Source organism: Marinifilum breve (assembly GCF_003202155.1).
Taxonomy (GTDB): domain Bacteria; phylum Bacteroidota; class Bacteroidia; order Bacteroidales; family Marinifilaceae; genus Marinifilum; species Marinifilum breve.
Genome location: NZ_QFLI01000006.1, coordinates 214,090 through 227,795, shown reverse-complemented (window position 1 = coordinate 227,795; position 13,706 = coordinate 214,090). Strand labels below are relative to the sequence as shown.

Genomic DNA, 13,706 nt, shown 5'->3' with positions numbered 1-13,706 from the left:
GCTAAAACTTAAATTTTTATCGGAGCTATTTCAATTCTTTAGTATTTAATCAGAAATGGTATAAATTATTTCTGAATATTTGGAAGATCCAGACCATATCCTTTCTTACTGTCGATTGAACGAAGGAAGAAAGCTACGATAAGAGCTGCAATACCACACCCTACCATCAAGGTCATCGAACTTGTATAGTTTAGAGCTGCACCTTCTTCTAATCCTTGATTTGACTGATCCAATACATATCCTAATAACATTGGGAATAACATTAATCCAACATTCTGAATCATGAAAATCATTGCATAAGCAGAACCTAAACGTGATTCAGGAATAATCTTTGGTACTGATGGCCACATTGCTGCAGGAACAAATGAGAAAGCAAATCCCAATACAACCATTGCAACAAATGCAAAAGCAGTGTTTCCTGGTAAATAAGCAAAAATCATGTGTGAGAAGATCAACAATAATGATCCTAACATCATAATACTTGCTGATTTTCCTTTCTTATCCATATAAGCACCGAAGATAGGTGTCAACACCATTGTTCCAATAGGTAATAAACCTACAATCATTCCAGAGAATTTCTCAGCAAAACCATACTTCTGAACCATCAAGTCAGGAGCAAACTTTGTAAATGGGAAAATTGCAGAATAGAATAACACACATAAAAGTGCAATTAATAAGAAGCCTGGGTTCTTGAACAACAATAATACATCAGAAATCTTAAATTCATCTTCAGAAGATTCTACAGTTTCATCAGCTGCTACCTCAGCATCTAATTTTTTATCCATCATATTGTGAACAAAAAATGCTAATAACCCAATAATTAATAAGATTACACCAAATGCCAATGGACGAGATATAACTTTATCAGCACCTGTCATCATTGGAGAAGCTGCAAAAGCAATTAACATACCTCCACGTGCACATGCCATTTCCAATCCCATTGCCAATGCCATTTCTTTACCTTTAAACCACTTTACAATGATACGAGAAACAGTAATCCCAGCAATTTCAACACCCACACCAAATAATGCATATCCAATCATGGCCATCTTTAATGAAGGCTTATAATCAGTTAAGAAAGAGTTCAAGAATTCATATCCAATACCTCCATTATTAAATGTATCGGTCATGGCATAATAATTCAAGAAAGCTCCAAAAATCATTACACCAACAAAGAAAGTTCCAGTAAAGCGGATACCAGCCTTATCAAGAATAATACCTCCAAAGATCAACATCAAACAGAATACATTCAAAACTGAATATGATCCGGCAAATGTTCCGTAAGATGAGTTTGACCAACCCATTTGATCTCTCAACATTCCCTGTAAAGGTGACATGATATCTGTAAAGAAATATCCTGTAAGCATCAAAAACGATACTGTAATCAAAACAAACCATCTGGCCGATTTAGAATCTCTAATAGATTCCTTTAATTGCGCAGTCATTACCATTTTTATAAGTTTTTGTTGTTTAATTTTTTAAAAGGCCGCTAATTTAGGATTATTACAGATAGTAACAAATGGTTATAAACATATTTAACTTATCCATATTGATTCCACATTTCAGGCTTATAAGGCAGATAATCCCTATATTTGAGGTGATTTTTATATAATTAAATCTGATGAACACATTAACAGAAAATGCAGGCTTATATACTGATTATTATGAGCTAACAATGGCACAAGGCTATTACCTAAGCGGTAAGGAACAAGAACAAACTGTTTTCGATTACTACTACCGAACGAATCCATATAAAGGTGGTTACCTTGTTTTTGCTGGCCTTTACGATCTTTTAAAAATATTAAAGAACTTCAGATATGATGATAAAAACATAGCGTTTTTAAGAAAATCTGGTTTACGAGAAGAGTTTTTAAACTATTTGAAGGATTTTAAATTCAATGCAACAATTTATAGTGTTCGAGAAGGTGAAATCGTATTTCCCAATGAACCTATCGTTCGTGTGGAAGGAAATATTATTGAAGCCCAGTTAATAGAGACCCTTCTACTAAATTACTTGAACTTTCAATCGCTTATTGCAACCAAGGCATGTCGCATTAGAAATGTAATTGGGAAAAAAGCTTTCGCTGATTTTGGATTAAGAAGGGCTCAAGGTTTAGGAGGAGTTCATGCCTCACGCGCAGCCGTAATCGGAGGTGCAGATTCCACATCCAATGTATACAGTGGGTTCAACTATGATATTCCTGTATCAGGAACTCAAGCTCATGCATGGGTACAAAGTTTCGATGATGAATTGGAAGCTTTCAGAAAATATGCAGAAATAAATCCAACAAGTACAGTTCTTCTTGTTGACACCTACAATACGCTAAAATCGGGCGTTCCAAATGCAATAATTATTGCTAAAGAATTAGAAGAAAAAGGCAATAAATTAATTGGCATTCGATTAGATAGCGGTGACTTGGCATATTTGAGCAAAAAGGCCAGAAAAATGCTTGACGATGAAGGCCTAGACTATGTTCAAATATTTGCTTCAAACCAATTAAACGAATACGTAATTAAAAGTTTGAACGAACAGGGTGCAAGAATCGATGGCTATGGCATTGGAACCGAATTGGTAACAGGAAAGGATACTGGTGCTTTGGATGGCGTGTACAAATTGGTTGAAAACAATGGAAATCCTCGATTAAAAATATCCGAGAATATCGAAAAAATTACCATCCCTGGAAAAAAGAAATTGATGAGATATTTCGATCAGGATAATAAGTTTTTCAGAGATGGAATTTTACTTGCAAACGAAGAAAGTGCAAACAAAATTTATCATCCATTCCATAGAGACAAAAATACTGAAGTCACCAACTTTAGAGCGGAAGAGTTAACTCAAAAAGTGATGGAAAATGGTGAAATTCTTATCGAAGAGAAAACGCCAGGAGAAATCAATGCATACCTGAAACAAAGATTTAACCAATTACCTGACGAGCACAAACGCTTTATCAGTCCGCATATTTACAAGGTTGGAGTATCTGAAAATCTGCTTGACCTGAGAGACAGCATGCTTAAAAATATCAGAGAAAGAATAAAATAGATTTTAAATCCAGTATCACTTTCAATAGACAAAAGCCTGATGAATAAATTAGATTCGAAAATAATTCGCCCTACTTTACTTCTTGACAAGCAAAAATGCATGACCAATATTGAAGCTATGATGGCTAGGGCACAGAGAGCAAATGCACGTTTGCGTCCACATTTTAAAACGCATCAATCTGCTGAAGTAGGAAATTGGTTCAAAGAAAAAGGCGTTGAAAACATTGCCGTTTCGTCTATGGACATGGCTGAATATTTTGCGAATCATGGCTGGAAAGATATTACCGTAGCCATTCCTGTTAATGTTCGTGAAATTGATTTAATTAATGATTTGGCTTCCAAAATTCAATTGAATTTAGTAGTTGAATCAAGAGAAGCCATTCTCTTTTTGGAATCGGAATTGAAACATCCTGTTGGCATTTTTATAAAGGTTGATACCGGTTATCATAGATGTGGTTTGCCTTCTGAAGCAATAGGATCATTCAGAATTCTAATTGATTTGATGAAGGAAACTGAGATGATGAATTGCAGAGGTTTTCTGGCTCATTCCGGACATAATTACAATGCAAAAGATCAAAACGACATCCACAAAAATCACAGCAAAACGCTACTGGATTTAAACGAGTTAAAGGATGTATTTCGCAAAGAGATTCCAAACATTGAAGTTTCTCTTGGCGATACTCCTGCATGTAGTATCAGTGAAGAGTTTTATGGTATAGATGAACTTCGACCTGGTAATTTTGTTTTCTACGACATCATGCAATATGTATTGGGATCTTGCGAAGAAAACGAAATTGCCGTTGCAATGGCTTGTCCTGTAATTGCACGTAATATCGACAGAAATGAACTGGTGATTCATGGTGGTGGCGTTCACTTCTCCAAAGAATTTATCGAGGCCGATGATGAAGGAACAAAGCTATTCGGTAGTTTGGTTCGAATAACTGAGAATGGCTGGAGTGAAATTCTTGGTGGTGGATTCCTGGCAAGCATTTCTCAAGAGCATGGAATCATTCGCTGTAGTGATGATTTGTTTGATCAGTTTACAATCGGAGATCTTATTGGAATATTACCTGTTCACTCATGTATGACAGTCAATTTAATGAAAGATTATCTGACAACTGAAGGTAATTGGATTACAACAATGAACAGTAAGCAGTAATCAGTGAACAGTTATCAATACGAAATACACTTTTAATGATTTATTAAAAATCAGCTTTTCTAATTTGGCTTATATCGTAATAGATTTACCGAACATTTTTATTTCCGATTTGTTACTTAGATAAGAAAAGTTGGACAGATATGAATTATCAAGCATATATAGAAAAATTTAGACCGTCGAGAATTAAAAAAGCTATTGTCGCAGAAATTACAGCAGCCAATAATTCTAATTCAGTAATTGCTTTTTCGTTAGCATTGGGAGCCTTTATTGCTTTTTCTCCAACCTGGGGATTCCAAACTGCATTGGCATTATCGCTGGCTGTTTTGCTACGCCTAAACAAAGTTCTGGTTTTGGTAACGGTGAACATTAGTAGTATTCCACCGTTAATTCCTTTAATTCTTATTGCTGGTTATCAGACCGGAGCTTTTGTACTAACAGGACAATTCCAAACAGAGGTTCCCGATTTAATGAATTTGAAAACACTGGGTGAAAACTATTTGCAGTTTGCTCTTGGATCTTTAATAGTTGCCAGTATCGTGGGTAGTCTTTTTTACGCGGTGATATTTCTTCTTTTAAAGAAATTTAGGTAAAGACATAGCAGTGCTACTTCTGTACAAGAAATACAATAAAATCTAGATGTAAAAAAAGGACGTACAATGTACGTCCTTTCCTATATTTGATCGCATTTAATTATGCTTCAACAGCTTCTTTTACTGGTACACTCTTCAAAGTTTCAATTAAGAAATCATAGAATTTAGCTACAGTATCAATCTTCACTTTCTCATCTGGAGAGTGAGGGAAACGGATAGTTGGTCCGAATGAAATCATATCCCATTTTGGATAAACAGCTCCTAACAAACCACACTCTAAACCAGCGTGAATTGCTTTAATTTCAGGAATCTTACCATACTTATCGTTGTAAACCGTTTGCATGGTTTTCAAGATAGGAGAATCCATATTTGGCTTCCATCCTGGATATTCACCTTCCAATTTCACTTTTCCACCTACCATTTCGAAAGTAGAAGCAACCATTTGAGCTAAATCTTCCTTAGCTGAATTTACCGATGAACGAATTAAAGCTTGAATGGTAATTACACCATTTTCGCTATAAACACGAGCAAGGTTCAATGAAGTTTCAACCAATCCTGGCATATCATCACTCATGCGAATAACACCGTTTGGACAAGCATAAATAGCGTTAATTAAATTCTTCTGAGATTTTTTCTTGAATACTTTCTTAGGTACATCAGTTGCTTCAGCAAAGAATGCCAAATCTGGTTCAACAGCTGATAATTCTGCCTTGTAAGTAGCTTCAAATTCTGAAATTGCAGCTAAGAATTTCTCATTGTGCTTTTCAGGTACAGCAACTACTGCGAAAGACTCACGTGGAATTGCATTACGAAGAGAACCACCATCAACAGAAGCCAATTTTAGCTTAAAGTTTTTAGTAGCGTATTTCATGAAGCGGAACAATAACTTGTTAGAGTTACCACGACCAAGAATAATTTCCATTCCTGAGTGACCACCTTTCAAACCTTTCATATAAAGCTTGTAAGCTACATGTCCTTTTTCAAGCTTTTCTTCTTTGTACTTCATGCTAACATTAGCATCAATACCACCAGCACAACCCACATAAAGTTCACCTTCATCTTCCGAGTCCATGTTTAAAAGGATATCACCATCTAAAACATCATTCTGAAGACCGAAAGCACCAGTCATACCTGTTTCTTCGTCAGCAGTAAATAAAGCCTCAACCGGACCGTGCTCAATATCTGTAGCCTGTAGAACAGCCATTGCAGCTGCAACACCCATACCGTTATCAGCACCTAAAGTAGTACCATCAGCAGTTACCCACTCACCATCGATAATTGCAGTAATCGGATCTTTTTCAAAATCGTGAACTGTATCAGCATTTTTCTGTGGAACCATATCCAAGTGACCTTGCAATACAACACCTTGACGATCTTCGTAACCTGGAGTAGCTGGCTTCTTGATAATGATATTACCAACTGCATCCTTAATGGTTTCAAGACCTAGGTCCTGACCAAACTTCATCATAAAATCCTGAATTGCATCTTCGTGCTTCGATGGACGTGGAATCTGAGTTAGAGAATAAAAATTTTCCCAGATTGCTTTAGGCTCGAGGCTTAAAATTTCTTTGCTCATTATATATTTCCTCCGTTAAATTTTGTGTTTATTATTTAAGAGCACTAAAGGTAATATTTTTTGAGAAAGGCGGAAAGACTTATTGCAAAAGAGAATCGGAATTAAGGATTTTTAAGAAACTATTTAAACTTCAAAACCCAAATCTCAAACTCCATAATTGGATTTTGGAATTTGGGTTCTTACATTTTATTGATATTGAAAATCCGAACAAAAGTCGGAATCCCAACTGTTATTACTTTGTTACATCCTTTATCGAACCTAGTTCTGGATAGAATTCGATACTGAAATTCTCATTTAATAGAACTTCAGCTGGCATTTTTGCAATTTTACCAAACTGGGCAATCGGCATGCGTTTCTTTAGTAAAACACTTTTGCCATTTGAAATCGACACATCAGCCATGCCTGGTATTCTATATGCAATTTGGGTTTGAGGATTCACTCCCGCCGAAGGCAGTATTGCCAACTGATTAGTAACATTTAAATTTCTAAAATCCACTCGAACTGGGCGACCGCCTAGATCATTTACGCCAACAGGTCCCATTTGTGGCGACATACGGAAAATAACGCCACCATTTTCGCCTTGCTTAGGCGCATATGAAAATTGATAAGCTTTCTGAATGCTCACTTTTTTACCCACAAACATCGAAATGTAATCTTCTTCCAATTTTGCCAATTCTTTCACCAAAACTTCATAAGCTTTTCCATCAGGTGGTAAAACTTCAAAATTTGCTGTCAAAATCTTAAATCTTCTTTTTCTCAATTTAAAGATCTGATGAGCAGCTTCTTCTGCCTTTTCTTCCAAGGACTTGGTTAAAGCTTGCTTTTCCAATACTGGCACTTTAATAAATGCTGTATCAGTTTCCACAACCTGGTATGTAGTATCTTCTCTATACTTTACGATCGGGTCAATCGAGAATTTTCCGTACTCCACCTTAACTTCATCAGAAGTAAGAGAAATAATCTCTTTTTCTACATTTTCAAAGGAAGAATTCTTCACGTTAAATCCGCGAATCAATCCTTCAGGAGTTAAAGAAATTAAACTTGGTTCATAATCAACCGAAGTAGTTATTTTATAGTACTGATCTGGATCAACCTCTCCTACTCCATTCAACTCTATCGATTTTAATTTCCACTCTACACCATCGCTTGTCACAACATCAGAAATTCCAAGATATTTTTTTGCATAGTCAGCAAAAGGTCCTTTTTTCATGATCGTCTTTTCAGCCACCACATCAACTTTTAATACTGTTTGTGGTAAAGCATAAATAACCGTGTTTGGAGTTTCTAAAGTTCTGCGCTTTTGTGCGTTTACATTTCCAATTGTTCCACCAACAATCAAAATTGCTACCAGTAATTTAAAAATGTTTCTGTTCATTTTATTTTCGTTTTGCGTAGAGACGTAACATGTAAGGTCTCTACAATTCCCTATTTTTTCAACTTTAACCATGCCTTTGGCAGAAAGTCGATAATATCGCTAGCTGTTAAAGCTTCATATCCTACTTTCTCTGATGCTAAATCACCTGCCAAACCATGAAGATATACTCCAATAATTGTCGCCACTTTCGAAGAATATCCTTGCGAAAGCAAAGATAATATTATTCCTGTAAGCACATCTCCACTTCCCGCTGTTGCCATACCTGGATTTCCTGTTGGATTGAAATAAACACTTCCCTCAGGACAAGCAATAGCCGTATAAGCTCCTTTTAATACAAGAGTTACACCATATTCTCTGGCAAACTTGCGTTGCATATTATTACGTGTAAAACTATCATCTGATTTTCCAACCAATCGCTCAAACTCCTTTGGATGTGGCGTAAATACAGAGCCCAATGGTAAATCTGCCTTCAATTCAGGGTGCTCTCCTAAAATATTAATGCCGTCAGCATCAATCACCATAGGTGTTTTTATTTCTTTTAATAAATTGATCATGGCACAATACGAATTTTGCTTTTTATCGATACCTGGACCAATGGCTACTGCTTTAAATTGGCTTAAATCCGGAAATTCTGTAAAAATAATATCTGAGCGATCGATACTCACCATTGCTTCTGGAACCGCAGTCTGCATAATTTCATACCCCAACCTTGGTATGTGCGAAGTTAATAAGCCAATGCCAGATCGCAAGCAAGCCCGTGATGCCAAAATGGCCGCTCCCATTTTACCATAGCTTCCGCTGATTAATAAGCCATGCCCGTAAGTTCCTTTGTGATCGAACTTTTTTCGAGGCATTAATAAAGATTTTACAAACTCCCGATTCAACATTTTATATGGAGTTTGCTCTTGCTTAATAATTTCAGGATGTAAGCCAATAGGTAAAACTTCCCACTCTCCCACATACTCAGCATTTTCTGGAAACAGAAAAGCCAATTTCGGAAATTGAAAACTTAAAGTAAGATCAGCCTTTACAATTCCCTGATAATTGTTCTTTGAATTGTCTTCGCCCATTAAGCCCGAAGGAATGTCCACAGCCACAACACTCGCCTCGCTGGCATTTATGGCTTTTATTACCTCCAGCACTACCCCCTCAATGGGTCTTGAAAGTCCTGAACCAAAAATAGCATCAATTACAATATCCTCAGGGAAAAGCCAAGGCATTGCATCAATGGAAGCCAATTCATAAATATCAACGCTTTTAATCAATTTCAAACGCTGCAAGTTTACTTCCGCATCATTTGAAAGCTGATTTGTAACTTTGATGATAAAAACCTCAACTGCATAGTTTTTCTCAGCCAACATTCTGGCTATAGCCATTCCATCGCCTCCATTATTTCCTGGCCCTACAAAAATTTTACAGTTCCTAGGTGCAGGGAATTTCTTCAAAATTTTCTTGAATAACTTGCTCGAAGCTCTCTCCATTAAATCTATCGATTCAATTGGTTCATTCTCGATGGTATAGGAATCAATCTCTGCAATTTTAGAGGCGGGAAATATTTTCATTTTTCTATCGGTTTGTATTTAGACGTAAAAAAGTTCTTGATATTGTATTTGATCACTCTTATTCGGATTGCTTTTTAATAACATCTTACCAACAAGTAAAACCTATCAAAAAACTGTCACAAAATGGCCAAACATACAGCAAATTGGGCTTTCCTATCAAAGATACTAAACTTTTGAAATTCGCCACTTCTTACGAAAACGATTTAAATTCGATCGAAACGCTTACAAATCATTATGGACTTCTGATTTTTTCTATATATTTGTCACTTTCATAACTGAAACGAAACTATTATAAATTAAAACTAACATTTATGTTTAAAGGACATCCTAAAGGACTAATTCCTGCGGCAGTAGCCAACATGGGAGAGCGCTTCGGCTTCTACACAATGATGGCTATTTTGAGTCTTTTCCTTATGTCAAAATTTGGATTAGATGAAACTGGATCAGGCTGGATCTACTCAACTTTTTACTTCTCAATTTATGGTATGGCTTTCTTTGGTGGTCTTATCGCTGATAAATTGCGTAACTACAAAGGAACCATTTTCACTGGTTTAATTATGATGAGTTTTGGTTACTTATTCTTAAGTATTCCAACCAATGTAACTCAGGACAATAAAACGTTCCTTATCATCATGACTTGTTTAGCACTATTCACCATTTCTTTTGGTAATGGTCTATTCAAAGGTAACCTACAAGCTCTTGTTGGTCAAATGTATGATAATCCTCAATACGCTGCAAAACGTGATGCTGGATTCTCATTATTCTATATGTTTATCAATATTGGTGCTATTTTCGCTCCATTTATTGCTCCTGCAGTTCGTAACTGGTGGTTAGGTCGTTCCGGTTTTACTTACGATGCCAACCTTCCTGCACTATGTCACGAATACATGGAGAAAGGTGCTAACATGGGTGCTGATGCAATGGCTAAATTAGAAACTCTAGCTAATGCAGCTTCATCTGTATCTGTTGCAAACCTTGGTGAATTTTCAGGTAAGTATCTTGAAACTTTTAACACTGGATTCCACTATTCATTTGCTGTAGCAATTTTAGCTATGCTTATCTCTATGGTGGTTTACATGAAGAATAAAAAAGGATTTCCAGATCCTGCTTCAAAACAGCAAAAATCAACTGAAGAGTTGGCTGAGATTGAAATGCCATTGGCAGAAGTTAAGCAGAGAATTTACGCTTTATTGGCTGTATTTGGTGTTGTTATCTTCTTCTGGTTCTCATTCCACCAAAATGGTTTAACACTTACTTTCTTTGCTAAGGACTACACTTTATTGAAACTTGGTAGTTGGAATATTACAGCTGAAATGTTCCAGGCTGCTAACCCATTCTTCGTGGTATTCTTAACTCCTGTTGTTATGGGATTCTTCGGATGGTTAGATGCTAAAGGTAAAGAACCTTCAACTCCTGCTAAAATTGCTATTGGTATGGGTATTGCAGCATTAGGTTTTGTTGTAATGACACTTGGTTCTTTCGGTCTTCCAAACCTTGATGAAGTTAGAGCGATGGGTGAACTTCCAGCAGCACAAAAAGTAACTCCTTTCTTATTGATCGGAACTTACCTAATCTTAACTATCGCTGAGTTATTCATTAGTCCTCTTGGTATCTCATTCGTATCGAAAGTAGCGCCTCCAAAACTTCAGGGTTTAATGCAAGGTCTATGGTTATTAGCAACAGGTTTAGGTAACCAGTTACTAATTATCGGTGCAATTTTCTATAAGAACATTCCAATTTGGGCTACTTGGTCAGTATTTGTTGTAGCATGTTTCATCTCTATGTTTACAATGCTATTCATGCTTAAATGGCTAGAAAAAGTTTCTAAATAAGAAATAGAAAATATATTCATGAAAACCGTCTCAATTTGAGGCGGTTTTTTTTATGCCTTAACCCGCTTACGCTACTCTCTATTGAGCAATCAATAAAATCAAACAGATTTCTCAAACGCTATTTCAGACCTAAAGGTATTTTATATTATATTTGTTTTATATAAAACTAATCTAAATAATACTTCTGGATGTTTGACAAACTTAAAAAGCGCTGGGAAATCAATTCAAACCTACAACTGGTGATCATTCTAATTGTATTCTCGATTACTGGTAGTTTATCTGTTTTGGTTCGTAATCCCATATTTGAATACTTCTCAATAGATGCTGACACAAATATTTTACTGAGAATCTTATTGAGCATTCTTATCATCACACCAACCTATCAGGTCTTACTTTTGATTGTTGGAACGCTTTTCGGACAATTCCGTTTCTTTTGGAATTTTGAGAAGAAAATGTTGAGTCGATTTCAGAGGAAAAACAACAAAACTGCAACAAAATCAATCTAAACAAACAGAACTCAAAATGCAGAAAGAATACATAGCCGAAGAATTTAGACAATTACAAGATAAAATCACCCGAGCATTGGAAAATTGCGATGGTGGTGCTCAGTTTCATGAAGATATTTGGGAACGTGAAGCTGGTGGAGGTGGAAGAAGCCGCGTTATTAAAAATGGAAATATCATAGAGAAAGGTGGCGTTCAATTTTCGGCTGTTCATGGTGAGTTGCCTGAAAAAATAAAGAACAAATTAAAGCTTGAAGCTGATGATTTTTTTGCAACTGGTGTTTCCTTAATCATGCATCCCGAAAACCCTCATGTGCCCATTATTCATATGAATGTTCGCTATTTTGAATTGAATGATGGTACTTATTGGTTTGGTGGAGGAATCGATCTCACTCCAATTTATGTGGATAAAAATCAGGCCAAAGCCTTTCACTTGGAAATGAAAAAGGTATGCGACAAGCACAATCCTGAATTCTACAGCAAATTTAAGCCTTGGGCCGATGAATATTTCTATTTGCCATTCAGAAATGAAACACGTGGTGTTGGAGGCCTTTTCTTCGATCATTTGAATGATTCCTCGGGAATGACAAAAGAACAGCTATTCGCCTTCGTAATGGATGTTGGTGAGCTATTTGCTCCTACCTATTGCGAAATTATGCGCAGCAATGCATCCAAATTGTATAGCGAGCAGGAGAAAGACTGGCAATTGCATCGCCGCGGACGATATGTTGAGTTCAACCTGGTATTGGATAAGGGAACCAAATTCGGACTGGATACCAATGGCAGAACCGAATCGATTTTGGTAAGTATGCCGCCAGAAGTAAGATGGACCTATCAGTACGAAGTGAAAGAAGGATCGAAAGAGGCAGAAACCTTACAACTTTTAAAAAAAGATATCAATTGGCTTGAACCAATTTCGGTTTAAGTTGTTTTTAGCTTAATCAAAAAAAAATATTAATTTCAGAGAGGAAATGTATAATGCATTTCCTTTTTTAATTGTTGCTAATAAAACACTATGCCTAAGAAAACTACTGTCCTGCTTCTTAATTTAGGAACTCCTAAAAGTCCCAATGTATCTGATGTTCGTACCTACTTATTCGAATTTCTGAACGACAGAAGGGTAATTGATATCCCTTGGTTGCTACGAAAAATATTGGTTAACCTGATTATAGTTCCGTTTAGAGCCAAAGGATCATCGAAAATATACAAGCAATTGTGGACCAAAGATGGTTCTCCTTTGATGATTTATGGCGAAAAGGTAAAAGATCTACTTCAAGAAGAATTAGACGAGAATTTTAAGGTAGAATTGGCCATGCGTTACCAGGAACCTTCGATGAAAAGAGTTTTGGAGAAGATCCGATTGGATATGCCCGACAAATTGATTATTCTGCCCATGTATCCACAATATGCCTCTTCAACTACAGGTTCTACTTTCGAAAAGGCGATGGAGATTATCAGAGGCTGGGAGGTGATCCCAGAAATAAAATTGGTGAATCAGTTTTTCGACCATGAAGGATATCTGAATACAATTGTAGATAACGCAAATCAGCATGACCTAAATGATTTTGATCACTTCATCTTCTCTTATCATGGCTTGCCGTTACGACAGGTAAATAAGGTTCATCCTAACAAAAACTGTAAGGATTGCGATTGTGACAAGCGATTCCGACCTGATACCGATTACTTTTGTTACCGTGCCACTTGCTACGAAACCAGCAAGCTACTGGCAAAAAAATTAAATATCCCCAAAGAGAAATATACCGTTGCCTTTCAGTCTCGACTAGACAAAAACTGGCTGGAACCTTTTTCCGATAAGGTAGTAATAGAGCAAGCACAGAAAGGAGCTAAAAAACTTATGGTATTTAGCCCTGCCTTTGTAGCCGATTGCCTTGAAACAACCATAGAAATTGGTTTAGAATACGGCGAACTGTTTGAAGAAAATGGCGGGAAAGAATTGGTGCTGGTAGAGAGTTTGAATGATCATCCAAAATGGATTGCAGCACTAAAAGATTTAGTCATTCATTAATCCAAGACCACTCGAGCAACTTGAGTAGACTGCTCAAGCAATTT

Annotated in this window: 11 protein-coding genes; 7 read left to right on the top strand and 4 right to left on the bottom strand. The window is 36.4% G+C overall.

From position 1 onward, the window contains the following. Positions 1-65 precede the first annotated feature (65 nt). Positions 66-1,445, bottom strand: coding sequence for an MFS transporter (locus tag DF185_RS14660; protein WP_110361614.1), 1,380 nt, complete (start codon positions 1,443-1,445; stop codon positions 66-68). A gap of 176 nt (positions 1,446-1,621) precedes the next feature. Between DF185_RS14660 and DF185_RS14655 the strand changes: the two genes are divergently transcribed. From DF185_RS14655 to DF185_RS14645, 3 genes are all read left to right on the top strand, one after another. After that, complete coding sequence (locus tag DF185_RS14655; protein WP_110361509.1) at positions 1,622-3,040, top strand: nicotinate phosphoribosyltransferase; 1,419 nt, start codon at positions 1,622-1,624, stop codon at positions 3,038-3,040. A gap of 39 nt (positions 3,041-3,079) precedes the next feature. After that, positions 3,080-4,198, top strand: a complete 1,119-nt coding sequence (locus DF185_RS14650; RefSeq protein ID WP_110361508.1) for an alanine racemase — start codon at positions 3,080-3,082, stop codon at positions 4,196-4,198. A 140-nt stretch (positions 4,199-4,338) separates the two neighbouring features. Further along, positions 4,339-4,788, top strand: a complete 450-nt coding sequence (locus DF185_RS14645; protein ID WP_110361507.1) for a DUF2062 domain-containing protein — start codon at positions 4,339-4,341, stop codon at positions 4,786-4,788. A 100-nt stretch (positions 4,789-4,888) separates the two neighbouring features. Here DF185_RS14645 and DF185_RS14640 read toward each other — a convergent pair whose 3' ends face one another. The 3 genes from DF185_RS14640 to DF185_RS14630 all read right to left on the bottom strand — a co-directional run bounded on the left by DF185_RS14640 (position 4,889) and on the right by DF185_RS14630 (position 9,301). Beyond that, positions 4,889-6,364 carry an aminoacyl-histidine dipeptidase gene (locus tag DF185_RS14640; protein WP_110361506.1) on the bottom strand — a complete coding sequence of 492 codons (1,476 nt, stop codon included), beginning with the start codon at positions 6,362-6,364 and terminating at the stop codon, positions 4,889-4,891. A gap of 232 nt (positions 6,365-6,596) precedes the next feature. Beyond that, positions 6,597-7,739: a DUF4831 family protein gene (locus DF185_RS14635; protein WP_165836039.1), complete on the bottom strand. Its 1,143-nt coding sequence runs from the start codon at positions 7,737-7,739 to the stop codon at positions 6,597-6,599. A 50-nt stretch (positions 7,740-7,789) separates the two neighbouring features. After that, entirely contained in the window at positions 7,790-9,301 is a 1,512-nt protein-coding gene (locus tag DF185_RS14630; protein ID WP_110361504.1) for an NAD(P)H-hydrate dehydratase, read from the bottom strand. A 311-nt stretch (positions 9,302-9,612) separates the two neighbouring features. Between DF185_RS14630 and DF185_RS14625 the strand changes: the two genes are divergently transcribed. The 4 genes from DF185_RS14625 to hemH all read left to right on the top strand — a co-directional run bounded on the left by DF185_RS14625 (position 9,613) and on the right by hemH (position 13,662). Continuing rightward, positions 9,613-11,133: a peptide MFS transporter gene (locus tag DF185_RS14625; protein WP_110361503.1), complete on the top strand. Its 1,521-nt coding sequence runs from the start codon at positions 9,613-9,615 to the stop codon at positions 11,131-11,133. A 188-nt stretch (positions 11,134-11,321) separates the two neighbouring features. Beyond that, on the top strand, positions 11,322-11,639 hold the full coding sequence (locus tag DF185_RS14620) for a DUF6787 family protein (protein WP_110361502.1): 318 nt from the start codon (positions 11,322-11,324) through the stop codon (positions 11,637-11,639). 16 nt (positions 11,640-11,655) lie between these two features. Continuing rightward, positions 11,656-12,561: an oxygen-dependent coproporphyrinogen oxidase gene (gene hemF, locus DF185_RS14615; RefSeq protein WP_110361501.1), complete on the top strand. Its 906-nt coding sequence runs from the start codon at positions 11,656-11,658 to the stop codon at positions 12,559-12,561. A gap of 90 nt (positions 12,562-12,651) precedes the next feature. Continuing rightward, entirely contained in the window at positions 12,652-13,662 is a 1,011-nt protein-coding gene (gene hemH / locus DF185_RS14610; RefSeq protein WP_110361500.1) for a ferrochelatase, read from the top strand. The last annotated feature ends 44 nt before the right edge of the window (positions 13,663-13,706 follow it).